This is a genomic window from Nocardioides stalactiti, from assembly GCF_014180715.1.
Taxonomy (GTDB): domain Bacteria; phylum Actinomycetota; class Actinomycetes; order Propionibacteriales; family Nocardioidaceae; genus Nocardioides; species Nocardioides stalactiti.
Window position 1 is genome coordinate 21274 of the sequence record NZ_JACEFC010000005.1, and the last position, 24586, is coordinate 45859.

Sequence of the window (24586 nt, forward strand, 5' to 3'; positions counted from 1 at the left end):
CTCAGTACTGCCGATAGCGACGCTGGACGTGGGCCCGACGGACGCGGACCTGGGCGGCGCGCTCGTCGGGGCTCACCACCCGCGTCCCCGCAGGGAGGTGGTCGCGCACCTCGCCGAGCGGCACCTTCGCCACCCGGTGCGTCGGCAGCGCGTCGGGCGGGGAGTGGTAGGTCCACCGGAACGTCACGAAACCCTCACGCTGTCCGGTCGTGTCGAGCCAGTTGGGCACGCCGGGGTCGGCGTGCGCGACGACGTAGCGAGTCACCCCGTCGTCGTCCTGCTCCTCCTGGTGACCGTTGATGCTCACGACGTGGTGCGCGTAGTCGAGCGACTCCCCCCACAGGTTCGACAGGTGCATCCCCTTGTAGGCCGGCTCGACCGGCGTGGTCATCTCGATGACGAGCGCCTCGTCCGGCTCCAGCACGAAGCGGCCGCCGGAGTAGACGTTGGTGCTCTGGCCGCCGCCGGTCGCGAGCTGCGCGTTGGTGGGCGGGTTGAGGTCGTTGCGGGGCTGGTACGCCGGCGCCGCCGGGTTGCCCTCGCCGTACGCGCCGAGGACGACGTCGTAGAACTGGCTCCAGAACTTCATCTGGTGCTCGGCCAGCTCCCCGGCCCGGCGCAGCCGGTCGGCCGCGCCGTCCGGTCCCAGTGGTGCCGGGTGGGGCGCGGGTGGGTCGAGCGGCTCGAGCGCCAGGTCGGGGGCCGCCTCGTGCTCCCAGTCGTGGAACAGCACCCGGACCACGACGTAGCTGCTCGCCACCTCGGTGCCGTCGTCCGTCGTCGCGCAGGTCGCCACGAAGTCGCCGGCGTGGTCGTCGGGCCGCTGGGGGGCGAGGAGGATCTCCCAGCCGCCGTCGGCGTCGACGGTGAGGTCCGCGGTGTCGAGGGTGCCGGTGATCGTGCGGCCGCCCGGCATGAGCTCCATGACGTTGCCGGAGTCGCCGGGATAGCTGCTGTGCGCCTCGACGATGAGGTACTGCGGCGACTTCGCGCCGACCATCCGGCCGGTCAGTCGGTAGCTGCGGTTCCCGTCGATCGGCGCAGTCAGGTAGAGCGCGTCCGCGTTGTCGATCGTGGACTTGTCGATCGGCTGGATGGCACGGCGGAACGTCGGGAAGTCGCGGTCCTCGCCGAACGCCCGCTCGATCGCGCTGAAGGTGAACCCGAGCAGGTAGCGGTAGCCCTCGGCGAGACCGCGCTCGGTCGGCGGCGGCGCGTGCAGCTCGCGGCTGTCGACGGCGTCGCGCGCCCGCCCGAGCGCAGCCATCAGGTCGCCCCACGCGTCCTGCAGCTCGGCCTGGCTCTTCTCGGTGCTGGACTCCGCGCTCATCGCACGTCGCTCCCTTCGGTGTCCCACTGGTAGGTGTCGAACAGGTCGGCCAGCCGCTCGTGGATCTCGTCCTTGTCGAGGCCGAACTCCTCGAGGCTGTAGCGGTGGGCCGTCTCGTGGCCGCGGTCGCCGGCGGCGGCGAACGAGGCCTCCTGCTCGGGCGTGAGGTCGAGGTCGAGGTCGGCGTAGACGCGGCGCATCGCGGCGCCGGGGTCCGCGACCAGGTCGCGGTAGTCGAGCACCGACGCCCGCACCTCGGGGTGCCGGGCGAGCACCTCCAACGGGTGCTCGTAGGTCTCGTAGGACTGGTCGGCCAGGGTCCGCAGCGAGGCCCGGATGAGCTCCTCGGGGTGGCCCTGCTGGCGCCAGGCCGTCTGCATCATCTTCATCAGGCTCGGGACGGTCTGGTACGGGTTCCGGATCGGGATGACGACCCGCGCGTCCGGGAACGTCTCGATGAGGCTCTCCATCCGCCCCGAGAAGTTCGCGTTCTTGCTGAGGTGCACCGGCTTCCCCGTGAGGACGAGCTGGCGTCGCACGCACTCCTTGTAGAAGGCCATCACCTTGCGCCGCTTCTCCTCCGGCCAACGGTCGACGGCGTGGAAGTCCAACCGGTCCAGGTAGGGGAAGAGCACCATCCAGAAACCGGAGCCGAGCGAGAACGTGAGCAGGAACTCGTCCTCCTCGGCGACGAAGAGGCCCGTGCGGTGCATGTCGTTGGTCTCGGCGAGCGCCTTCTCCTCCGCCGCCTGGATCCTCTTGCGCACCCGTCCACCGAGCTGCTCGTCGACCGCGAGCAGTCCCCGCAGGATCCGCTTCTCGATGAGCGAGGGGAAGAACATCTCGTACATCAGCAGGTAGCTGAACTGCGGGTCGCTCGCCATCAGCCGGTGCTGGTACGTCGTCCCGCTGCGCGCGTGCCCGATCGAGAAGACCGGCCGTCGTACCTCGGTCCGGCGCAGCGCGGGCGACACCACCGGGTCGAGCGCGAAGAACCCCGCGTGCACGGCCGCCACCAACGGCAGCCCGTACTTGAAGGCCCGATGGATCGCCCGACCGCGACGGTCGCCGCGCTGCTGGGCGAGCAGCGACACCATCGTGCGGTAGTTGTCCCAGTCGAAGTAGAACCGGCCGGATGCCATGTCGGCACTCAAGCGGAGATGTTTGACAATGTCAATGATCTGAGGAGACGGCCAGGTTCGGGCAACAGCCGCGCTCTCGATAACCTTCGGGTGGGCCGTTAGCTCAGTTGGTAGAGCACCGGACTTTTAATCCGAGTGTCGCGGGTTCGAGCCCCGCACGGCCTACCACTCCCTTGTCGGCCCCCTTGCTCCCTTGGGGCTCCGGCGTCAGCGACAGTCGGCGCAGATGCCGAAGAGCTCGAGGCTGTGACTGACCTCGGCGAAGTCGTGCTCGCGGGCGACGGCGTCGGCCCAGGTCTCGACGGCGGGGCCGGTCACCTCGACGGTGCGGCCGCACGATCGGCACACCAGGTGGTGGTGGTGCTCGGTGCTGCAACGGCGGTACGACGACTCGCCGGTCGGGCTCTGGAGGACATCGACCTCGCCGCTCTCGGCCATCGCCTGGAGGGTGCGGTAGACCGTTGCGAGGCCGACCTTCTCCCCCGAGTGCCGCAGCGTGTCGTGGATGTCCTGCGCGGTCTGGAAGTCGGTCGCACCGTGCAACGCCTCGGTGATCGCGCGGCGCTGGCGGGTCGGCCGCAGCGTCGTCGGCGGCTCGGTCACCCGACACCTCCTCAAGGTTGAGAATCGGTCTCAATCTATCGCCCGACGCGAGGGAACTGCCCGTGCGCCGTCCGTTCCTGGCGTACATTCGCTCCTGGGAGGAAGGGAGGCCTCGTCGTGGGAGACCTTGGCGAGATGGATTTCGGCGCGGACACCGACGCCATCCGACGATGGTTGGCGAAGCGGGCGACGTATGCCGGCGAGATGGGCGACCCCGTCGGCGGGGGAAAGCACCGCGAGGACCCACCGGGCACGGTGGACCCGCGGAGCCTGAGCGTGCCCAACGCGCGCGACGCCGGCAAGGACGTGCTCGAGGCGCTCGTCGCGCCGGAGCCGCCGATCGCGAAGGCGTGGCCGCAGCCCTACGAGGCGTCGTCACCGGGGGCCGTCGAGGCCACCACCGACGCCCCGCAGCAGGACTTCAAGACCCCGCCCCCGCGCCCGGGCTCGCAGCCCGGCCGGCGCTCGCCGTACGCCTCGACGGCCGCGCACGAGGAAGAGCTGATCGCCAACCGTTCGACCAACGCGGTCTTCAAGCCGATCGTGCTGCCGCGGCGGCTGATGTCGATCTTCGTGGGGCTCACGGCCGCGGTCACGGCCGGGACGGCGTACCTCGCCTATCGGGAGCGGACCACCATGATGTGGGGCCTGCTGGTGCTCCTCGCCGTGATCACGCTCATCGTGTGGGCCGTGCGCGCCACCACCACCGTCACCGAGATGGCGGTGATCCGTGGCCAGCTGGAGCTGATCCGCGACGGCAAGTTCGAGATCGTCGACCTGGCCAGTCCCTACACCCCGATCCTCGTGGAGGGCCAGGCCGGCCAGCGCGGCTGGAAGGTGCTCGTCGAGCGCCACGACCAGCCGTTGCTCATCATCGACAAGAACCTCGTCGACCCGTTCCACTTCATGGCCGTCCTCCAGCGGCTCCGCCCCGAGCTCCGGAGCGACGCTGCGACGACGGCACGGTGACCCAGTAGCGCCGCTTGCCCTTGCGGACGTCCTCCAGCACGCCGCCGTTGGCCTCGATCGTGCGCGCGGAGGCCTCGTTGTCGGTGTCGCAGGTGAGGAGGACGCGGTCGATGCCGAGCGCGCCGGCCGCCGCGACCGAGAGCCCGAGGGCGCGCGACGCGTGTCCCTGCCGCCGCCGTGCCGGGCGCACCGAGTAGCCGATGTGCCCGCCCTCCTCGAGCAGGAAGTCGTTGAGGTCGTGCCGGAGGTTGAGGAACCCGATCACCTCGTCGTCGGGGCCACCGTCCTCCGCGGTGATCCAGTAGTACGTCGACGGCACCTTGCCACCGCCCGGGTCGCCGGGCGCACTGGCCGCGAGTGCAGCCATGAACGCGTGGCACGACTCCTCGGTCGGCTCGAGCGGCTGGTCGAGGTTCCAGTCGCCTGACCCGTGCATGTTCTTCCCGCCGAAGTCCGCCACGGTCGCCGCCCAGCCGGGGAACCATCGGAGGTCGGGGAGCACGAGTGTGGTCATAGAACCTGTTCTACCCTGATCAGGTGACCGCGTTCCAGCAAGAAACCGCGACCGACGAGGAGATCGCCGCCGAGGCCGCGCTCTTCACCCCGTTCACCGATGCCGTGCGCGCGCTGGTCGACGTCACGATCCGCACCGAGGCCGAGCCCCAGGTCGTCCGCGAGGCCCAGGCCGAGATCGAGGCGATCGTCGAACGGCTCCGTGCCCGCCAGATGCCCGGTCCGTACGGCGTCCGCTTCCGGCCCAACGGCACCCGCGGCCGCAACTGGGGCAACGCCGTGATGGGCCTGCGCAACCCGATCGCCCCGCCGCTCGACATCCGCAGCGACGGCGAGGGGCGGGCCTGGAGCGACTTCCGGCTCGGCGCCGCCTACGAGGGCCCGCCGGGCCTGGTCCACGGCGGCGTCATCTCGCTGCTGCTCGACCAGGTGCTCGGCCATGCCGTGAGCACCAGCGGCCGCCCCGGCATGACCGGCACGCTCACGATCGTCTACCGGCAGGGCACCCCCCTCGGCGACCTGCGCTGCGAGGCCTGGGTGGACCGGCGCGACGGCATCAAGACGTGGGGCAAGGGCCGGATGCTCGATGCCGACGGTGCCGTCACCGCGGAGGCCGAGGGCATCTTCATCCTGCCTCGCTGGGCCCGCGACCTCGACTCCTGGCAGGCCGCTGCCGAGGCGACCGAGGCCGGGTGACCCGCCGCGACCTCAGACCTTCAGGCCGCGGACCTGCTGGTCGGTGAGGCGGACCTCCTCGAGGGCCTGCTCCTCGAGCTCCTCGCGACGGCGGCGCTCGGCCTCGGCGTCGTACTCACCGGGACGCGAGACCAGGTCGCTCGCACCGCGCTGGAGGCGCTGCAGGGCCACCCGGGCGAAGATCTGCTGCTCGGTCGAGGTGCGCTCCGACCGGCCGCGGCCGAGGAACGACACCAGCCAGTGCAGGACCGCGGTGACGCGGTTCTTGAAGCCGGTGATGTAGACGAGGTGGACGGCGAGCCACATCAGCCACGCGAGGAAGCCGGTCAGTCGGAGCTTGCCGACGACCGCCACCGCGCGGAACCGGCTGATGATCGCCATCGAGCCCTTGTCGAAGTACTTGAACGCGGACTGCGGGGCCTTGCCCTTGAGCCGGCCGTCGATCTCCTTGGCGGCGTACTTTGCCCCCTGGATAGCGACCTGCGCGACGCCGGGGAGGTTGTCGAGGGCGATCATGTCGCCGATCACGAAGACCTCGGGGTAGCCGGGCAGCGTGAGGTCCGGGTTGACCCCGATCCGGCCCGACCGGTCCAGCGGCGCCCCGGTCTGCTCGGCGAGCATCCGTCCGAGCGGGCTGGCCTGGACGCCGGCCGCCCAGACCTTCGTGACCGCCGAGATGCGCTCCTCGCGGCCGTCCTTGTACTTGACGACGAGACCGCGCTCGTCGACCTCGGAGACCAGCGCGCCGAGCATGACCTCGACACCGAGGTCCTCGAGCTTCCGCTTGGTCCACGTGCCGAGGCGGGCGCCGAACGGCGGCAGCACCTGCGGCGCGGCGTCGACGAGGATCACGCGGGCGTGGTGGCTGCTGATGGCCCGGAAGTCGCGGGTGAGGGTCCGGTGCGCGAGCTCGGCGATCTGTCCGGCCATCTCGACACCGGTGGGGCCGGCTCCGACGACGACGAACGTCAGCAGGTGGTCGACGTTCTCGCCCCGGGCCGCTCCCAGCTCCGCCATCTCGAAGGCGCCGAAGATCCGGCCGCGCAGCTCCAGGGCGTCGTCGATGCTCTTCATGCCCGGCGCGAACTCGGCGAAGTGGTCGTTGCCGAAGTACGACTGCCCGGCTCCAGCCGCCACGATGAGCGAGTCGTACGGCGTCGTCAGCTCGCGGCCGAGGACGTGCGAGGTGACCGTCCTGGCGTCGAGGTCGATGCCGGTGACCTCGCCGAGGAGGACCTGGGCGTTCTTCTGGCTCGCCAGCACCTCCCGCGTCGGCGGGGCGATCTCGCCCTCGCTGAGGATGCCGGTCGCCACTTGGTACAGCAGCGGCTGGAAGAGGTGGTGGGTCGTCTTGGCGATCATCGTGACGTCGACATCGGCCTTGCGGAGGGCCTTGGTGCCGAAGAGCCCGCCGAACCCGGAGCCGATGACGACGACCTGATGGCGGTCGGAACGCGGGACGCGCGTGCGGTCGAGCGTCGTGGTCGCTTCGGTCATCTTGTGCCTCCTGTGACCTCGGGGTCGCTCCAATCCTCGCGTGCCCCGCGACCGGCCCCCAAAAGGCCGACCCCGTCTGCGGGTGTCTCCTGCGTCACAGGTGCCCGAACGATTACCTTCCGATCCGTGGTTTGGCCCGGGCAAGGCGTGGGTATTCCCCCGGGGATGCGTGGGTCGACACCCACCGAGATCTCGGGCGCAGGAGGACAGGAAGGGGTTCTGCGTTGCCGCACCGGCAGGTCCTGACGCTGACCACGGGTCCCCGTGGCGTTCAGGAGGCACGCCGTTGGGCGGTCCGGATCTGCGGCGACATCGGTCGGGACGACATCGCCGAGTGCGCTGAGCTAGGGGTCTCCGAGCTCGTCACCAACGCGGTGCTGCATGCCGACCCGCCCATCCGGCTCCAGCTGCGCGGAACGCCCGAGCACCCGCGGATCGAGGTCTCCGACGCGTCCGTCGTACCGCCGCAACCGGGATCGGTCGCCGGCGGCATCGACCTCGACGCCTTCGACCTCGACGCCTTCGACTCCGCGTCGAGCGACGAGTTCGACATCACCGCCCTGACCGGTTTCGGGCGGGGGCTCGACATCGTGTCCCGCGCGAGTGTCGCGTGGGGCGCGGTCATCGAGGACGACGGCAAGACGGTCTGGTTCGAACCCGCCACGGAGTTCTCCGACGACGCCGGTGCGGAGTTCCAGCTGATGGCACCCACCGACAGCGGCGAGCTGCGGACCCGGCTGGGCGAGGTCGCGATCCAGGTGATGGGGGTGCCGGTCCACGCGTTCTCCCGCTTCCAGCGCCACTACCGCGACCTGCGCCGCGAGATCCGGCTGCTGGCGCTGGCCCACGAGGACGACTACCCGCTGGCGAAGGTGCTGTCCGAGCACTTCAACGCCCTCGAGCGCCCCCTGCGCGCCGAGATGGGCCGTGAGCAGGTCGACGACGCCCGGGAGGCGGGGCGCGACCAGGTCGACCTCCGGCTCCGGATGCCACCTCACGTCGCCCGCCAGATCGGCGAGCTCATCGACCTGCTCGACGCCGCCGACGACTTCAGCCGTGCCGAGCGGCTGCTCACCGCACCCCGCGCCCCGGACCAACGCGCCTTCCAGATCTGGTTCCTGAGCGAGTTCCGCCGCCAGGCCGCCGGCGCCGCGCCGCAGCCGTGGGCGGGCGACATCGAGCATCGTCCTACGATCCGTTCGTGACCCCTCCCCCCGGACCACGGCTGCTGCTGGCCGTGGCGATCGGCGGCGCGGTCGGGGCCGTGCTCCGGTACGGGCTGGGGGAGGCGGTGCCGGACGGCGGCGGGTTCCCGTGGACCACCTTCGCCATCAACGTCGCCGGCAGCCTCCTGCTGGCCGGCCTGGAGCTCCTGCCGGCCGTGCGCCGCTCCCCCGTGTGGACCGCCGCGCTGGGACCGGGCGTCCTCGGTGGGTTCACGACGTTCTCGGCGACCAGCGAGCAGGGCCGCTCGTTGCTCGCCTCGGGCGACACCGTGCTCGCCGCCTCCTACCTGGCCGGCAGCCTGGCGGCCGCGCTCGCCGCGGTGATCGTCGTCGGCCGGCTCGCGCCGGCGCTCCCGCCGGAGGCCGAACGGTGACCGAGACCCTCTGCGTGGCCCTCGGAGCGTTCGTCGGCGCTCCGGTCCGCTACCTCCTCAGCTCGCGGTACGACGCCGCGCTCCCCTGGGGCACGCTCGCCGTCAACGTCGCCGCCTCGCTGCTGCTCGGGATGTGCACCGGCGGGGCGCTCACCGGCGACGCGCTCGCCCTCCTCGGCGTCGGCTTCTGCGGCGGGATGTCGACGTACTCCTCGTTCGCCGTGCAGACCCGCGACCACGGGCCCCGCCGTGGAGCGACCTACGCGGCCCTCACGCTCGGGCTCGGGCTCGGCGCAGCGGCCCTGGGTTTCGCCGTCACCAGCTGATCAGGCGTAGCCCAGGTCGTGGAGCCGGTCGTCGTCGATGCCGAAGTGGTGGGCGATCTCGTGGACGACGGTGATCCGGATCTCCTCGACCAGGTCCGCCTCGTCCTCGCACATGTCGAGGAGCGGACCGCGGAACAGGAAGATCCGGTCGGGCAGCTGCGGGATCAGGGAGCCGTCCCGCTCGGTCAGCGCCACACCGTCGTACAGACCGAGCAGGTCGTCGGGCTCGTCCTCGGGCGGTTCCTCCTCGACGAGGACCACGACGTTGCGCACGAGGGACGCGATCTCGTCAGGGATCGCGTCGAGAGCCTCCTCGACGAGGGCGTCGAACTCCTCGGGACTCATCACCACGGGCACCCGCTGATCCTGACAGTTCCGTCTCCGGACTTCGAACCCGTCCCCGCGACGGCGCGATCTTCGGCAGACTGCCAGTCGCAGGTACCGGCGGAAGGACTCACATGGCCAGGCATCACGTCGTCGTCATCGGATCAGGGTTCGGCGGGTTGTTCACCGCGAAGGCGCTCAAGCGGGCGGACGTCGACGTCACGCTCATCTCGCGCACGACCCACCACCTCTTCCAGCCGCTGCTCTACCAGGTGGCGACCGGCATCTTGTCTCAGGGCGAGATCGCCCCACCCACCCGGGAGATCCTGGCGAAGCAGAAGAACGTGCGGGTGATCCTCGGCACCGTCGACGGGGTCGACCTGACCGCGCAGACGGTGAGCTCGCACATCGGCGGCCGGATCACGGTCACCAAGTACGACTCGCTCGTCGTGGCGGCAGGCGCCGGTCAGTCGTACTTCGGCAACGACCACTTCTCCGAGTTCGCGCCCGGCATGAAGAGCATCGACGACGCCCTCGAGCTACGTGGCCGGATCTTCGGCGCGTTCGAGCTCGCCGAGCTCGCCGAGACCGAGGAGGAGATCACCCGCCAGCTGACCTTCGTGGTCGTTGGGGCCGGCCCGACCGGCGTGGAGATGGCCGGCCAGATCGCCGAGCTGTCGCAGCGGGTGCTGCGGCACGACTTCCGGGCCATCAACACCCGTGAGGCGCGGGTGCTCCTCGTCGACGCCGCCCCCCAGGTGCTGCCGCCGTTCGGCTCCAAGCTCGGCGAGATCGCCAAGAAGTCGCTGGAGAAGCACGGCGTCGAGGTGGTCCTCGGCGCGATGGTCACCGAGCTCGACGAGCGCGGCGTGACCCTGGCGTTCAAGGACGGGACGACCCAGCGGGTCGAGGCGGCGTGCAAGGTGTGGGCGGCGGGCGTCCAGGCCAACGCCCTCACCCGGACCCTGTCCGACCAGACCGGCGCGCCACTGGACCGGGCGGGCCGGATCAGCGTCAACCCCGACCTCACGCTGCCCGGCTACCCCGAGGTCTTCGTCATCGGCGACATGATGGCGCTCGACAACCTGCCCGGCGTCGCGCAGGTCGCCATCCAGGGCGGGAAGTACGCCGCGAAGCAGATCGACGGCCGGCTGAGCGGGCGCGCGCCCAAGCAGGCGTTCAAGTACTTCGACAAGGGCTCGATGGCGACCATCTCCCGTTTCAGCGCGGTGGTGCTCGTCAAGAAGTTCCGGCTCGCCGGCTTCGTCGCCTGGCTCGCCTGGCTGGCCCTGCACCTGGTGTACCTCACTGGCTTCAAGAACCGGGTGACCGCGCTCGGCCACTGGTTCGTGAGCTTCCTCGGCAGGGGCCGCGCGGAGCGGGCCGTCACCGAGCAGCAGGTGTATGCGCGGCGCGCGATCCAGCGGATCGAGGGCGGCACCAAGTCGCTCGCCTCCGACCCCGAGGACTGGAACCGGGTGCGCGTGGAGCTGGAGCAGCAGGCAGCCGAGCAGGCCCGTCTCACCGACGAGAAGCAGCGCGGCGTCCCGGCCGGCGCGTAGCCCCGCCGGGGGCCGGGCCGGTCCCGGAAATGCGTTCAGCCCCTGCCGATCGGCAGGGGCTGAACGATGTGGCGACCCCGACGGGACTCGAACCCGCGGCCTCCGCCGTGACAGGGCGGCGCGCTAACCAACTGCGCTACGGGGCCAGGAACTTCACCGTGTGAAGCGGTGGGAACTCTAACCCATGCCCTCCGTCTGGTCCCAATCGAGGGGCCTGCTGAGGAGCGAACCGTTCCCACTGCACCCCCTACCGGATTCGAACCGGCGCTACCGCCGTGAAAGGGCGGGGTCCTGGGCCGCTAGACGAAGGGGGCCCGCCGCGACGGACAGGCCGTGCGCAGCCCGGACAGCATAGTGGTGGGGGTGGGGCCTGCACCTAACCGCGGGCCGCGTAACCACGCCCGCGAGAACGCGTTCCCCCTACGTGCCTGCAGCCCGGATCCGCACCGTCCTCGCCTCGCTCGCCGCCGTCACGGCGCTCACCGCCCTGGGGGTGGTCGTCGAGACCCGTGCCGTCCCCGACGCGCCGTCGGCGGCCGCTGCCGAGCAGCTCCCCTCCCCGCCGCCCCGGGCGAGCCGGGCCGGGGTGCACGACCGCTGGGTCCTCGACCCCCAGGGACGGGTGCTGGTGACCCACGGCATCAACATGGTCTACAAGCTCAAGCCCTACGCGCCCGACGTCACCGGCTTCGGCCGGGACGACGCCCGGTTCCTGGTGCGCCAGGGCTTCACGAGCGTCCGGCTCGGCCTCATCTGGCGGGCCGTCGAACCCCGGCCGGGCGTGTACGACGACCGCTACCTCGCCCGGGTCCGGCGCACCGCCCAGATCCTCGCCGACGAGGGCCTCTGGGTGCTCCTCGACTTCCACCAGGACCTCTACCACGAGCGCTTCCAGGGCGAGGGCGCCCCGACCTGGGCGGTCGTCGACGACGGCGTCCCGGCCGAGCCGGCCGTCGGCTTCCCCAACAACTACTTCGTCAACCTGGGCCTCAACCGCGCCTACGACAACTTCTGGGCCAACGTCCCGGCCTCCGACGGGGTCGGCCTCCAGGACCACTACGCCGCCGCCTGGGCACACGTCGCTCAGTTCTTCTCGTCGACGCCGCGGATCCTGGGCCTCGACCTGTTCAACGAGCCGTGGCCGGGCACCCTCTACGCCACCTGCGTGCCAGCGGGCTGCCCGCTGCTCGACGCACGGCTCGAGGCCTTCCAGCAGAAGGTGATCGACGCTGTGCGGGCGGTCGACCGGCGGACCACGATCTACTACGAGCCCTACGTCCTCTTCAACAACGGCGTCGCCACCACGGTCCGTCCGCACGGCCGACGGCTGGGGTTCTCCTTCCACAACTACTGCCTCGTGACCGACGTGCAGCCGGTGTGCGACCCCTTCGACACGGTCGTGTGGGCCAACCTCGAGCGGCACGTCGCGGCGACCGGCCACCCGCCGCTGCTCACCGAGTTCGGCGCGACGACCAACCTCGACCGCCTGCACTCCGTGGTCGACACGGCGGCCGAGCACCGCACCGGCTGGCAGTACTGGGCCTACTGCGGGTGCGGCGACCCGACGACGGAGGGCGAGGGCAACGGCGAGGAGCAGGCGCTGGTCTACGACCCGGCGAAGCCGCCGGTGGGCGAGAACGTCGACTGGGACAAGCTCCGGGCGGTCGTGACCCCGCACCCGCTGATGGTCGCCGGGACGCCGGAGGAGTGGCGCTTCGACCGCGGCACCGAGGTATTCACGGCCCGCTGGTCGACCGAGCGCGCCGGCGCCGAGGGGCGGTACGACGCGGGCGCAGTGTCCACGGTCTTCCTCCCGCGGCACACCTACGGCGACGACTACCGGGTCACCGTCGAGGGCGGGCGGGTCGTCTCGGGTGCGGGCCAGCGGGTCCTGCGCGTGGCGCAACGGGCCGGCGCCACGACGGTGACGGTGACCGTCACCCCCGCCGGCTGAGGATCAGCGGCCGAGCAGCGGCTCGAGGAACAGCCACTTCCAGGAGTCCTCGCCGAGCCGCGGGGGCGCGATGTCGCGCGGCCGCTCGGGCGCGGAGGCCCCCCAGGTGATCTCGCCGGTCCCGGCGTCGAAGGTGCCGAGGTGCGGCACCGGGCGCGGGAGGTTCTGGTAGCCGCGGGCGTTGCTCTTGGTCGGCGGCTCGGTGCACCGCGCGTCCTTGTTGAGCTCCAGCTCCTCCACGTCGGACGGGCTGCGGGTCTCGGTGCCCTCGTAGCCCTCGTAGCACGGCGACTGGGTGGTGATGATGAGCCCGACATGGGTCTCGTAGAGGCCGGTCGTCGGGTTCGCGTCGATGACGGTGAACGACCCCTCGAGCAGGTCGGGGTAGCGGACGAACAGCATCTCGACGCCGTCGAGGTTGGCCACGACGACCCGTCCGGTCGTGATGAGGTTGCGCAGCAGGTCGGACAGCTCGGCCTGGTTCTGCTCCAGGAAGGTCCGCAGCTGGTTGGCGGTGAACGAGCCGCTGTCGATGACCTTGCGCAGGTCCTTGTCGGCGCCGACCACCGCGCGGGAGAACACGCTCAGCTCCGAGGCGAACGTGCGGAGCGCGCTCGAGGAGTCGACCTGGGTCTGGAGGACCGTGTTGGCGTCGCGGATCAGAGCCGTGGTGATGTCGAAGTTGTCGTTGGCGGTCTCGACGAACGAGTTGCCGGTGTCGATGATCTGCTGGAGGTCCTCGCCGGTGCCGTCGAACGCGAGGCCGAGCTCGCGCACCGTGACGCGCAGGGCCTCCTGGTCGACGCTGGAGACGGTCCGGGCCAGGTCGCCGAGGAGCACCTCGGTGCGGATCGGGGTGGCGACCTCGGTGATCTCCGAGCCCTCCTCGAGGAAGGGCTTGCTGTCGGTGTTGGGCTGCAGCTCGACGTACTGCTCACCGACGGCCGACCGGTTGCCGACCAGCGCCAGCGTGTCGGCCGGGATCTCGTCCCACTCGTTGTCGATCTCGAGGTAGACGTCGACGCCCTCGTCGGTCAGCTCGAGCTTGTCGACCTTGCCGATGCCCACACCGCGGTAGGTCACCTCGCCGCCGGCGAAGATGCCGCCGGACTCCGGGTAGTGGGCGATCACCGTGTAGGACTGGTCGACGATGAGCCGGTCGAGCTGGGCGTAGCGCGCGCCGACGAACGTCACGCCGAGCAGCGTGATGATCGCGAAGACCAGGAGCTGGATCTTCGTACGGCGGGTGATCACAGGAGAACTGTCACACAGGCGGTGTGACAGCGGTGACGAACCCCCCGTGAGTTGGCTCACCTGGTGTCGTCGCTTTCGTCAGTCGGGCGGACCTCCGGTAAGGTGTGCCACTGCTCGGGCAGGTAGCTCAGTTGGTACGAGCGATCGCCTGAAAAGTGATAGGTCGGCGGTTCGACCCCGCCCCTGCCCACCGAGCACGAACGCCCCCACCGGGTCACCGGCAGGGGGCGTTCGTCATTTTCCGAGCGTGCCGTCCGCGCCTCCTGCTCGTTAGGACGTCACAGGACCACCACCGGCCGACCAGGAGGACCCGATGACCGACGTCACCGAGCTCGTGCTGTACACGGGCCTGCTCCTGGGCATCACCATGGGGATGACCGCCTGGCGGCTCGCGGCGGCCCACGGGACGATCCGCGCCCAGGTCGACGGGATGCTCGGCTTCTGCCTGCTCACCTCGAGCGTGCTGTTCGTGTCGGCGGTCCTCCCCGGCGCCCAGCTGCCCTGATCCGCTGCCCTGACCCGGACTCCTGACTCCCCCGCTCAGGGGAAGGTGTCGATCAGGTGGAGGATGAACGAGCGGGTGGTCGTGTTCCCCGCCTTGTCCCGGGCCACGCAGGTGACCGTGGTGGTCCCGACGTTGAACGTGGAGCCGGACGCGGGGGTGCAGGTGACGGCGACCGTGGCGGTGGACTCGTCCGTCGCCGTCGGTTGGGGGTAGACCACCCGGTCCGAGCCGCCGACCACGTCGCGACGCACGGTCCTGCCGGAGGGTTGTGCGAACGTCGGCGCGACCTCGTCGGGCTGCCCGTCACCCAGCTCGACGGTCTCGCAGTGACGGCCGAACGGCATGAAGGCACACCCGCGCAGCCGTCCGTACGACGTCAGGCTCCCCGAGCCCCCGGCGCAGGCTCCGAACCCGCAGACCTGCCCGGCGAACGCCCCCGAGATCCCAGAGGTCGACGACACGGTGACAGCGACGGAGCCTCGGAGGCAGCCGACCGGGCAGACCCCGAAGGTGGCCCCGAAGCTGCCGGAGACAACGAACCGCCCGTTGCTCCGGACGGTCCCGGACGCCTCGAAGGCGACGAAGCCGAGGTCGAGACCGACGTCGTCGATCTTGACGACCAGCACACCGTCCACCAGGTCGACGTCCAGGGTCGCCTGCGCCAGCTTGTGGCCGAAGAGGTTGAGCCGCCCGCTGACGTCGAGGTCGACGGTGCCGTCGGAGCGCATGTCGAGCTTGACCAGCTTCATGTTCACGCTGCCGGCCAGCGCGGTCAGCGACGGGGTGCCCTCGGCGAGCTTCAGGGAGAGGACGCCGTCGGCGTCCAGCCCGAGCGCGTAGGTCGCCGAGGAGACCTTGAACGCCGGCCCGAGGTCCAGGCCGAACGTGAGCTCGTGGGCGAACGTCAGTTCGGCGGAGAAGTCGACGCTCGGCAGGTCGATCGGCGCGCCGACCGGCAGGTAGAGCTGCCCGCCGTCCAGCCGCACGCTCAGCGCGCCGAGCAGACCGGGATCGCGCTTGACCTTGAGCCGCGCGTGCCGGACCCCGACGACGGCCGTGCCCAGGACGGGTGCGTTCACGTCGATGAGGATGGAGCCGTCGGTCTTGAGGACGACGGCCCCGATCCCGACGTCGAACAGGTCACCGACCTGCACGCGGGCCGCGACACCAGCCGACGGGCCGGTGATGCGGACACCGAAGACGTTGCCGGTCTTCTCGAAGACCAGCCTTCCGGAGACCTTGACCTGGGGCCCGAGGTCGAAGGACCCGTCGAGCAGCGTGTGGGTGAAGTCGCCGGTGCTCACCGTGAACGCCGGGAGCCGGAGTCGCCGGTCGACCGAGTCGATCTTGCAGGTGCCCTTGAACCGCACGCAGTCCGGAGCCACACCCGGGATCTCCAGCCGGGACTCGCCGAGGGACAGCCGCGCGTTGGTTCCTCCGGCGTCCATCCGGAAGTCCACGGACGGCAGGCTCAGCCGGGCGTCACCGGGCAGGGTGAAGGAGCGCGCCGGCAGGACCACGGTGGCCGAGCCGTTCGACGCGACGTCGAAGCGCGTCACCGTGAAGGTGCCGAGGTCCTTCCACAGGAAGTCGGCGTTGGTGACCCGCACCCGCGTCACCACCGAGCCGGACTCCACGACGCGGCTGAGCCCGAAGGTGCCGTCGATCGTGAACGGCTTGCCGCTGAAGGTCAACGGCCCGTTCGTCGCGATCGACAGGTTGCCCAGTCCGACCGAGGAGAGGAAGCCGTTCACGCTGACCGTCCGGTTGGTCCCCGGGACCAGCACCGACCCGCCCACCACCCCGACCTTGACCACCCCGTTGGTGCGGTCGAACGTGAAGGTCCCGGTGATCGCGAGAGCACCGAACTGCATCTTCTGCAGGGCGATCGTCAACGACGCGTTCCCGGCGGAGTCGAAGCTGCCGTTGACCGCCACGGAGGCTCGCTCCGAGGCGCTGGAAAGCCAGGACGGAAGCGCCAGTCTCCCGGCAACCTCGACCCGGGTGCCCACGGCGTCGCGAACAGCGACGAGCGACCCGGTGAGGCTGAAGCCGCTCAGGTCCACACCGTCGTCGTCGATCGAGAGCACCAGCCGGCCGAAGCCGTCGCCCGACAGGTCGCCCTCGACAGCGACAGTGTTGCCGAACACCGTGCCGCTGCCGGACACGTGCGCGTTGAACCCGGCGTCGTCGATCCGCACCGTGCCGGTGAACTGATGCAACGTGAGCGGGCCGAGGGTGCCGCCGTTCAGGCTCGCGGTCCCCGTGACCGAGGAGGGGGTGCCGTCGGCGCCCATGGCCACGTCGAGGCGGAACAGCGCCTCGGTGCCGACGCCGGGGATCTTGAGCCGCGCCAGCACCTTGATCCCGCCGTTGCGGCGCAGCAGGTCCGGACTGCCGTCCGCGAGCGTGGACTTGGGGTCGAAGCCCGGGGAGTAGACCTGGACCTGACCGGTGGGCAGGCCGGAGAGGTCGGGGATCGCGCCTGCCGGCACGCCGAGGTCGAGCAGCATCTGCCGGAGGACGGCGGGCTCGACCGCGACGTCCAGGGAGAGCCGCGGCAGGCCGATCGCCGCTCCGCTCTTGCGCGGCGGGAGGATCCGGAGGGTGCCGTCGAGGCCGAGCGCGGGCAGCCGTCCCGTGACGTCGAGACCACCGTTGTCGAGAGCGAACTCGCCGGAGGAGATCGGGAGCGACAGGATCCGCGAGTCCCAGCGACCGACGACGTGGCCGCGGTCGGCCTCCAGGGGCGGCGGCAGGTAGAGCTGGACCAGCCCGGGCGAGTCGATCTGGCCGAGCGTCCCGGCGAGCTCCCCGAGCCACGTCGGGAGCTGCAACGGGTCGTCCGGTGGGGCGAGGTCGAGCTCGCGGAACAGGCCGACCGGGTCGGTGACCAGCTTCGGCGCCTGGAGGCCACCGGTCAGCACGAGCCCGCCGACGTCGACGAGGTTGTCGAAGTGCTGCCGCTGGAGGAGCGGCACCGGACGGTTCACGTCGGTCGGGTCGAACCGCTGCCCGTCGAACAGCAATTGGCTCTTGCTCCGGACGAACTGCTCGTTGCCCGGTGGGACCAGCATGCCGGACAGCTCGACGAACTTCAGCCCGAAGTAACCGAGCTCGCCCTCGATGGTGACGCCCCACGACGATGCAGCGGCCTGGGCCGCCGGTGACGCAGCGCCGTCCATCAGCGCGCGCAGCAGGTTGCCGGTCGGCAGGTCCGCGGCGATGGTCACCCGGTCCTCGGGGACCCCGAGCAGCGCGAGGTCGACGAGCGGTCCCACCGCCCCGACCGTCGCGAGGTTGGACATCCGGTTCATCCACACCTTGAAGCTCGTCGACACCCGTACCTCGAGCCCGCCCTTGTCGATCCGCAGTGCGGCGCTGTCGCTCGCTGCCCCGAGCGGGATGCCCAGGATCTGCGGCTGGAAGGCACCCTCGATCACCAGCACGGGGTCGGCGACCCGCAGGAATTCCTGGCCGGCGCGGACGACCGCGCTTCGGACGGCTCCGACCAGAGCGTCCTGGAACGCCACCAGGTCGAGCACCGACTCGGGGTCGGCGGCGGCCGAGGTCAGCTCGAAGAGGAGGTGCTGGCCGTTCGTGACCGCCTTGGCGATGCTCGCGCCGGTGGGAGTCGGGATCAGGGCCAGCACTCGCGAGAGGAAGACCGACCGGGTGATCACTCGGCGCCGCTCGACGGTGCTCACCGTTCCGTCGCCGTTGGAGTCGAGGACCGCCTTCGTCAACGGACGAAGCGGGAACCCGTCCAACGAGCTCACGCGGTTGTCCTCCAACGACGCGGCGACCCGGTCGAAGACCGTCTGGACCTCGGTGACCGTGACGGCCCCCGTGCGCAGTCCGTTCAACAGCCCCCGAAGCCCGAGGACGGTGCCGTGCGCGAGGCCGTCGGTGCGCAGGACGCCGCCGAGGTCGACCCGGCCGGGCATGAGGAAGGCGATCGGGCTCGCCGGGGGCGGGGACGCGAACGCGAACTGCCACGCCGGTGCGATCGGGTCGCCGAGGTCGAGCCGGAACCCGCCCTCGCCGAGCGGCATGCCGTAGAGCTCCGCCTCACCCTTGAGCAGCACGTCCAGCTCACCGTCGCTCCCGTAGGACGCACCGAGCGAGACGTCCCCGCTGATGATCGGCATCGCCAGGTGGGTGAGGTGGCCCGTCAGGTAGAGCGAGGCGCCGGTCTCCCAGGTCGGCCGTTCTGCCGCGAGAGCGGGGCGGATCAGCTCCTCCAGGCGCTCCTTGGTCACCTTGACGTCACCGAGGTCGTCGAACGCAGGCATGTCGAGCAGCGCCTGCGGGTCGTCAGGATCCGGGTCAGGCAGTGACCGGGCACCGAAGCTGATCCCGCCGGTCACCGAGGCCAGGATCAGGCCGGACGGGTCGATCGGGATGCCGAGCGGCGCGGTCACCTCGGCGATGAGCGGGCCGTACTCGGTCACGACCAGGTCGACCCCGGCACCGATGCTGTCCATCTTGAACTGCCCGGCGATGCGCAGGTAGAAGGCCTCCTCGTCCGGACCACCTTCCGGCGTGCCGCCGGGCAGGTCGGGGCTGAGCACGCCCACCGACAGGGCGCCGCCCACCTCGAGGCCCTTGAACTCGAACGCCGGCACCTCGGCGCTGATCGCCTCGAGGTTGGTGATCGGGAATTCGCCCGCGACGAGCTTGGCGATGTCGATCTCGAGCCCGTCGACCGAAGCCTCCAGACCGAAGTTCCCGGCGCCCGGCGGGTCGACCGCGAGCGTCAGGGACACCCGAACCGCGAAGTCGGCCAGGTCGGCGATCTCGAACCCGCCGAGGACGGCGCCGTCGTCGTCCGAGGCGATCCCGGGAAACCGGAGCCCCGCCTCACGGATCTCGATCGGGAGCCAGGTGGGGAAGTCGAACCGGGTGGTCGGCGGCAAGGTCACGTCGACGCCGAATCCGGCCAGCGCGTAGGGCACGAAGTCGGCGCCGAAAGCGAAGTTCGAGACCGAGCCCTCCCACCCGGCCAGCTCCTCGAGGTCGCCGAGGTCCTCGGCGTCGCCGAAGTCGACGCTGAGGCCGTCCTCGCCGAACTCGACCAGGGGTTCCCCCGGGGCGGGAAAGAAGTCGACGAGCTCGACGTTATTCGCCGATGCGGTGGCGAACCCACCGAACGACACGTCGATCCGGCCGACGCCGACCGAGTCCAGGCGCGGCAGGAAGGCCAGGCCGTCGGCCGTCTCGAGCAGGGTGACGCCCGCCGTGAGCTCGACGTCGGTCAGGGTGAACGCCGAGAACCCCAACCGCGGCAGGCTCAGGCTGCCGTCCAGGTCGAGCCGGCCGCTCTCGTCGTGGGTGCCGTCGATGTCGACCGTGAGGCCGTCGCCGAACTGCCCTCCGGAGATGCCGAACCGGCCTGAGATGTCGGGGACCGGCTCGCCGTCCTGGAAGCCGCCGAGCTCGATCTCTCCGTCGAGGACGTGGCCGTTGACCTCCAGGTCCTCCCACCCGAGCACGATCGGGCCGAAGTCGACGGGGACGAACTCGCCGTCCTCGATCCGCACGGTGAAGTCGAAGGCGTTCGTCGAGGGCTCGTCCGGGTCGACGGCCTGGTCGCCCACGCGGACGATCGGCGTGAAAGGCAAGCCGTCGAGGCTGTCGAAGTCGATCGAGCCGCGCGCCGACAGCGTGACGGCGAAGGTGTCCGGATCGATGGTGACCTCGACCTGGGCGAGCGTCACCGCCAGGAAGCCGCCGAGCTCCAGGGTCGGCAGGTCGGTCGCGCTGGCCGTGATCGTGCCGACCTCGAAGGTCCCGTCGCGGCGGACGACGAGGTCGGTGACCGAGACGGTGAGGTTGGACAGGCCCGGCACGACGCCCGTCGCGGTCTCGACGCTCAGCAGGGCGCCGCTCGCGTCGGGCCCGAATGACAGGGAGGTCGCGTCGAGGGTGACCATGACGGTGCCGTCCCCGAGGGACAGCTCGACGGTGTCGGCCTCGACCGTGAACTGACCCTCGGAGCCGAGTGCGGCGGTGAAGCTGTCCACGACGAGGTCGCCGTCCAGCGCGGTGAGGATGCCGCCGGTGAGCTCACCGGTGAGCGACGTCGTCGTGCCCACCTGACCCGTCAGGTGCAGGTCGACGTCGGTGATGGACACCGCCCCGTCGAAGAGCTCCAGCTCGGGCGAGGTGGCGACGACGTCGATCGTGGCCTGGTCGACGCCGAGGTCGAAGTCGACGTCGGCGGTGATCGAGGAGTCACCGACCGGTACGACGACCCGGGCGGTGGCTCCGCCGGTGAACGAGGTGTCGGTCGCCAGGAAGTCCGCATCCAGCGCCCTGAGCTCGAACCCGGCGAAGGTCGCGCCTTCCGGCGAGTCGAGCTCGCCGGTGATCCGCCAGCCCTCGGCGACCTGGGTGCCGGCCAGGACGAGGGAGACCGGCTCGTCGTCGCCATCGGTCGCGCCGGGGATCTCGACGGTCCCGGTCAACGTCTGCTCCGTGGTGGTGGCCCCGCCGTCGTTGACCTCCCAGGCGCCCTGCCACCGCAGGGACCCACCCGGGAACGGAAGGGTCAGGTCGGCTGAAGCCGAGCCCTGGGCCGTCGCCTGCCAGGCCGTTCCGAGGCCGGCGACCCGGATCCGAGCGGGACCGCCGTTCGGCCCGGCGGTCACGCTGAGGCCGCCGTTGACGGTCCCCTCCGGGGCAAGTGGACCCTCGGCACTGAGTCCGTCGATGGTGAGCTCGCCCCCGACCTCGAGCTCTGCGCCGGTGTCGCGGTGCAGGTAGAAGCCCCCGGGGTCCCCACCAGCGGGGAGGTCCACCCCGAACACGAGGGTCACGGTCAGGTCGGCGTCCCACGCGCCCTCGGCGCCGAGCCCGAGAGTGCCGCCGAGCGACTCGAGGAAGTCGGCGGTGTCGTACTCGAACGGCCCCTCCCCGGCGACTGCCTCGAGGTCCTCGAGCGTGCGCAGACAACGCGCCTGGAGGACGTCGTTCTCCCCCGGCGCCGTCGTGCGCCCGCCCGCGCCACCACGGAGGAAGTCGATCGTGCAGTCCTGGGCCTCGATGGCGTCCGCGATCGCGTCGAGCGTGGCGGTCTCCGGGTCGAATCCCTCGGGAAGGGCCGGCAGCTGGAGGGCCTCGGAGATCGCCTCCTCGCCCAGGCCGAGGAGGGAGGCGAGCTCGTTGGTGATCACCGCCCCGTCGTCGGGGAGGTCGAAGGCCGAGAACAGGTCCGGCAGGGCCAGGTCCAGGTCGTCGAGCGAGGCGAGCAGCTCGTCGGCGGCGAACTCGGCCGGGCCGGGCCCCAACGGCGGGGCCTCGGCGATCTGGGTGCCCTCGCCGTTGGGCGTGACCGCAACCGCACCCGTCGTGGTCAGGGTCGGCCCGAGCTGGGTCTGGGTCTCCGCATCGACCCGGAGGAACCGGACGGTCATCTCCTCGCCGGGGATCGCCTCGATCCGGAGGTCACCGAGCGCCGGGTCCAGGACCGCGAAGGCCTTGTCGCCGGACCGGATCACGTCGACGAGGCCTGCCTCCTCTGCATCGAGGATGTCCACCGGCCCGCTCGGGTCGACCGGCGGCGGATCACCATCGAACTCCCTCACCAGGGAGAACCTGGCGTTGGTCGCCTCGACCACGGCCGCCCGGCCCTGGAGCGGACAGGAGGCCCCGGCTGTCGGCTCGGTTCCGTGGAGGAACCAGTCGTCGAGCCGCTCGTAGAGGGCTTCGGCTGCCATCTCCGCGGCGTGCTCGAGGTCGCACAGGTTGACGACCTTGACGTCGGAGTAGGTGCCAGGGATGGTCTGGCCGAGCGAGCTCCGCAATGTCTGCGAGCTGAGCGGGACGGTCCCGTCGCCTGTTTCGAAGCGGAGGTGCGCGAGGTCGTCGCCGAAGAGTCCCTGGAATCCCTCGGCGGCGGCGTCCTCGAAGGCGATGTTGCGCACGGTCGCCTTCCCGCTCGACACCACGATCCGCCACGGCAGTTCGCCGACGTCGAGACGGCTCCAGGTCGCGTCGTGCTTCGCCTGAGCAGCGCGCCACATCGACTCCGTGCCGCCGGCGTTGGCGATCACCTGAGCGATCTGGTCCGTTTCTAGCGGGGTCTCGTTGACGCCCTCCTGCACCGAGAGCCAGCTGCCGAGCGACGGCGCCGGCCAGAGGTTGAACAATCCTCGGTTGGTGCGCGCCTGACGCTGCATCGCCTCGGTGCCGCCGAAGACCAGCTCCAGCCCGAAGAAGTCGCCCGGCATCTCGGTCCCGGTGATCAGGGGGAAGGCCGACTTCGGCGCGCCGAGGTACGGCGTGCCTACGGTGGTGACCCGGGCCAGCTTCGCCCGCCGCTCAGGGTCCGAGGCGTAGTCGCGGGCGAGCAGCCCACCGTAGGAGTGCGCGACCAACTGGACCTTGCTGGCCCCGGTCTCCTGCCGTGCGCGGTCGATCAACGCGTCCAACCGGGCCAGCGAGTGCGCCGTGTCCTTCCGCCAGTCCCACCCGAAGGGGTAGAAGTTCTCCGGACCGACGAGGGCCCGCATCCGGCTCATCCCTTCGCCATAGACGTCCTTCAGGCAGACGACCACGCGCAGGACGCACTCGACGACCCCGGACCCGTCGGGGGGCGTGACGTGGTCCGGGTCGAACTCGGCGTCGACGGGGCCGACATCCGAACAGTTCGCCGACGTGCTCGTGTCGCCGTCCGGCTGCAGCCCTAAGTCGTCGGTCCCCGCCGGGATGCGCAACCAGAGCCGCTCCCGATCCCCGTTGGGCTTGTCGCACCAGATCTCCGAGCCGAGGATGCCCGGCAGGAAGATCACCGGCGGCGGCTCGGTCGGCGGCGGTGGCGGGGGCGACTCCAGCCGCACGCAGTTGGTGAGCACGGGGAGCAGGTAGTTCTCCCCGGTCGGCTCGCCGCCGCGGGGCGCGAGCACGATCGCCCGGACGAGGTCGCCCGCTTGAAGCGAGCTCTCGAACTCGTCGTAGGTGAACCCGGTCGCGCCGAGACCGTCCCCGTCGATCTCCATCGAGTTCGACGCCTCGTCGCGGAACGAGTCCGTGCACCCGCCCTCGGGCACGGACCCGATCACCACCCGGGCCTGCTGGAAGGGGACCAGGCCTTCGACTGCGACGCCGAACGCCCAATTCCCCTCCTCCTGGTTGACCACGCTCAGCTGGGCGGTCCGCGGCGGGGGACTGTCGACGTACTCGATGATGTCGGTCCCCCGCGAGAGGTACGTCGTCTCGCGCACCGCCTCGCCCGTGTCGACCAGGCGGGCACCGACGACTCCCCGGAACCCGGTGCGGGTGATCCGCAGCGGGGGCGCCCCCTCGAGGAAAGCCCCGTTGAGCTCGAGGTCGCCGTACCGGAGGTCGATGGCGGGCTGGCCCGGGGCCGCGAACACATCCACGAAGTCGAGGTCCAGCCGCGGCGTCCGGGACGGGTCCGCCGGGACCCGTTGCACGATCCCGCCGTCCTCGATCAGCCCGCCAGCGGTGATCCTGATCTCCCCGTGGCGACTGTCGATGGCGATGTTGTCGTGCGCCAGGTGCGGGCTGGAGCCGGTCGCGGCGCCGTCCCAGCGGAACCCGTCGTCCAGCACGACCGAACCGGGAGCCGTGGGGTGCTCCGTCGTCAGGACCAGGGGACCGATGCCCGTCTTGGCGAACAGGCTGCCGACCACCAGGTTGGCGCCCTGGCTCTCGATGAACGCCGCGCCGGCCGACCCTGCGTCCGTCACACCGGCGTCGAGGAACCTGACGTCCGACTCCGCGCCCCCGGTCGCCGTGCCGATCACCTTGATCTGCGCGTCGGCGAAGTTGTTGATGATGCCGTTGCTGATCCGCGACCCGGCGGCGCCGGGTCCGATGACGAACCCGTAGGCGATCGCGCCCTCGGCGCGCACTGTCGCACCCTTCATCCTGAGGATCACCGGAGCGGTGAATTCGGGCAGGGCGGTCATGATCGCGATGGTCACCCTGTCCACGGGCAGGTCGATCGTCGTGGTGTCCGGGTCCGCGTTCGCCGTCACGATCGCTTCTCGCAGGGAGCCGGGTCCACTGTCCGCGGTCGACGTCACCTCCACGAACGCGGTGGCTGCGGCCCGCCCCGGGGTGGCCACGACGAGGATCGAGGCGAGCATCCCGCCGACGAGGAGCCCGAGCGCCGATGCACGACCTCGCGCCCGGCGGTCGCGAGGGTCGATCGATCGCACGGCTCAGCCCCCCATGGCATGCTCGGTCGTCGTTCGGAATCGTCCGAGGCCCCGGAGCGGAGGGCCACCCGGAGCGGGGCGACCTCTCGACCTCACGGCGAATCTAGGTCTGGCCCAGGAG

16 protein-coding genes and 4 tRNA genes are annotated in these 24586 nt (G+C 70.9%); 10 read left to right on the plus strand and 10 right to left on the minus strand.

Annotated features, from left to right (window positions below; translation table 11 throughout):
• Position 1: 1 nt before the first annotated feature.
• Positions 2-1330: a hypothetical protein gene (locus H0487_RS01840; protein ID WP_183092523.1), complete on the minus strand. Its 1329-nt coding sequence runs from the start codon at positions 1328-1330 to the stop codon at positions 2-4.
• Positions 1327-2472, minus strand: coding sequence for a sulfotransferase family protein (locus tag H0487_RS01845; RefSeq protein ID WP_183092524.1), 1146 nt, complete (start codon positions 2470-2472; stop codon positions 1327-1329). The genes H0487_RS01840 and H0487_RS01845 overlap by 4 nt, the downstream gene beginning before the upstream one ends.
• Positions 2473-2564: 92 nt before the next feature.
• Here H0487_RS01845 and H0487_RS01850 point away from each other — a divergent pair.
• A tRNA-Lys gene (locus H0487_RS01850) sits at positions 2565-2640 on the plus strand.
• Positions 2641-2679: 39 nt separating this feature from the next.
• Here the strand turns inward: H0487_RS01850 and H0487_RS01855 are convergent.
• Entirely contained in the window at positions 2680-3075 is a 396-nt protein-coding gene (locus tag H0487_RS01855; protein ID WP_183092525.1) for a Fur family transcriptional regulator, read from the minus strand.
• A gap of 135 nt (positions 3076-3210) precedes the next feature.
• On the opposite strand from H0487_RS01855, the gene H0487_RS01860 reads away from it, so the two are divergent.
• The gene (locus H0487_RS01860) at positions 3211-4044 is read left to right on the plus strand and encodes a hypothetical protein (RefSeq protein WP_183092526.1); all 834 of its coding nucleotides are present in this window, start codon (positions 3211-3213) and stop codon (positions 4042-4044) included.
• Here H0487_RS01860 and H0487_RS01865 read toward each other — a convergent pair.
• On the minus strand, positions 3980-4558 hold the full coding sequence (locus H0487_RS01865) for a GNAT family N-acetyltransferase (protein WP_183092527.1): 579 nt from the start codon (positions 4556-4558) through the stop codon (positions 3980-3982). The genes H0487_RS01860 and H0487_RS01865 overlap by 65 nt on opposite strands.
• Before the next feature lie 23 nt (positions 4559-4581).
• Here H0487_RS01865 and H0487_RS24105 point away from each other — a divergent pair, with 23 nt between their 5' ends.
• Complete coding sequence (locus H0487_RS24105) at positions 4582-5253, plus strand: PaaI family thioesterase (protein ID WP_183092528.1); 672 nt, start codon at positions 4582-4584, stop codon at positions 5251-5253.
• A gap of 12 nt (positions 5254-5265) precedes the next feature.
• Here the strand turns inward: H0487_RS24105 and H0487_RS01875 are convergent, their stop codons facing one another.
• Complete coding sequence (locus tag H0487_RS01875) at positions 5266-6750, minus strand: NAD(P)/FAD-dependent oxidoreductase (RefSeq protein WP_183092529.1); 1485 nt, start codon at positions 6748-6750, stop codon at positions 5266-5268.
• A 224-nt stretch (positions 6751-6974) separates the two neighbouring features.
• Between H0487_RS01875 and H0487_RS01880 the strand changes: the two genes are divergently transcribed.
• Genes H0487_RS01880 through H0487_RS01890 form a run of 3 tightly spaced genes read left to right on the plus strand, consistent with a single transcriptional unit; the run spans position 6975 to position 8676 of the window.
• On the plus strand, positions 6975-7955 hold the full coding sequence (locus H0487_RS01880; protein WP_183092530.1) for an ATP-binding protein: 981 nt from the start codon (positions 6975-6977) through the stop codon (positions 7953-7955).
• Positions 7952-8350 carry a fluoride efflux transporter FluC gene (locus H0487_RS01885; protein ID WP_183092531.1) on the plus strand — a complete coding sequence of 133 codons (399 nt, stop codon included), beginning with the start codon at positions 7952-7954 and terminating at the stop codon, positions 8348-8350. The genes H0487_RS01880 and H0487_RS01885 overlap by 4 nt, the downstream gene beginning before the upstream one ends.
• Positions 8347-8676, plus strand: coding sequence for a fluoride efflux transporter FluC (locus H0487_RS01890; RefSeq protein ID WP_183092532.1), 330 nt, complete (start codon positions 8347-8349; stop codon positions 8674-8676). Before H0487_RS01885 ends, H0487_RS01890 begins: the two co-directional genes overlap by 4 nt.
• On the opposite strand, the gene H0487_RS01895 is transcribed toward H0487_RS01890, so the two are convergent.
• The gene (locus H0487_RS01895) at positions 8677-9033 is read right to left on the minus strand and encodes a metallopeptidase family protein (RefSeq protein WP_183092533.1); all 357 of its coding nucleotides are present in this window, start codon (positions 9031-9033) and stop codon (positions 8677-8679) included.
• Positions 9034-9134: 101 nt separating this feature from the next.
• On the opposite strand from H0487_RS01895, the gene H0487_RS01900 reads away from it, so the two are divergent.
• Positions 9135-10562, plus strand: coding sequence for an NAD(P)/FAD-dependent oxidoreductase (locus H0487_RS01900; RefSeq protein ID WP_183092534.1), 1428 nt, complete (start codon positions 9135-9137; stop codon positions 10560-10562).
• A gap of 69 nt (positions 10563-10631) precedes the next feature.
• Here the strand turns inward: H0487_RS01900 and H0487_RS01905 are convergent.
• Both H0487_RS01905 and H0487_RS01910 read right to left on the minus strand, forming a co-directional pair.
• Positions 10632-10708, minus strand: a tRNA-Asp gene (locus H0487_RS01905).
• Between the two features lie 95 nt (positions 10709-10803).
• A tRNA-Glu gene (locus H0487_RS01910) sits at positions 10804-10876 on the minus strand.
• Between the two features lie 110 nt (positions 10877-10986).
• Here H0487_RS01910 and H0487_RS01915 point away from each other — a divergent pair.
• Positions 10987-12516 (plus strand): cellulase family glycosylhydrolase, encoded by a 1530-nt coding sequence (locus H0487_RS01915; RefSeq protein WP_183092535.1) that lies wholly within the window; start codon positions 10987-10989, stop codon positions 12514-12516.
• A gap of 3 nt (positions 12517-12519) precedes the next feature.
• Here H0487_RS01915 and H0487_RS01920 read toward each other — a convergent pair whose 3' ends face one another.
• Positions 12520-13770 (minus strand): MCE family protein, encoded by a 1251-nt coding sequence (locus H0487_RS01920; protein ID WP_183092536.1) that lies wholly within the window; start codon positions 13768-13770, stop codon positions 12520-12522.
• Between the two features lie 116 nt (positions 13771-13886).
• Between H0487_RS01920 and H0487_RS01925 the strand changes: the two genes are divergently transcribed.
• Positions 13887-13960: transfer RNA gene (locus H0487_RS01925), tRNA-Phe, on the plus strand.
• 123 nt (positions 13961-14083) lie between these two features.
• Complete coding sequence (locus tag H0487_RS01930; protein WP_183092537.1) at positions 14084-14275, plus strand: hypothetical protein; 192 nt, start codon at positions 14084-14086, stop codon at positions 14273-14275.
• A 35-nt stretch (positions 14276-14310) separates the two neighbouring features.
• On the opposite strand, the gene H0487_RS01935 is transcribed toward H0487_RS01930, so the two are convergent.
• The gene (locus H0487_RS01935; protein ID WP_183092538.1) at positions 14311-24465 is read right to left on the minus strand and encodes an HYR domain-containing protein; all 10155 of its coding nucleotides are present in this window, start codon (positions 24463-24465) and stop codon (positions 14311-14313) included.
• Positions 24466-24586 lie beyond the last annotated feature (121 nt).

Coding starts and splice junctions, on each gene's coding strand:
- H0487_RS01860 (WP_183092526.1), top strand. CDS start 3,211: ATGGATTTCGGCGCGGACACCGACGCCATCCGACGATGGTTGGCGAAG.
- H0487_RS01875 (WP_183092529.1), bottom strand. CDS start 6,750: ATGACCGAAGCGACCACGACGCTCGACCGCACGCGCGTCCCGCGTTCC.
- H0487_RS01900 (WP_183092534.1), top strand. CDS start 9,135: ATGGCCAGGCATCACGTCGTCGTCATCGGATCAGGGTTCGGCGGGTTG.
- H0487_RS01840 (WP_183092523.1), bottom strand. CDS start 1,330: ATGAGCGCGGAGTCCAGCACCGAGAAGAGCCAGGCCGAGCTGCAGGAC.
- H0487_RS01930 (WP_183092537.1), top strand. CDS start 14,084: ATGACCGACGTCACCGAGCTCGTGCTGTACACGGGCCTGCTCCTGGGC.
- H0487_RS01845 (WP_183092524.1), bottom strand. CDS start 2,472: ATGGCATCCGGCCGGTTCTACTTCGACTGGGACAACTACCGCACGATG.
- H0487_RS01865 (WP_183092527.1), bottom strand. CDS start 4,558: ATGACCACACTCGTGCTCCCCGACCTCCGATGGTTCCCCGGCTGGGCG.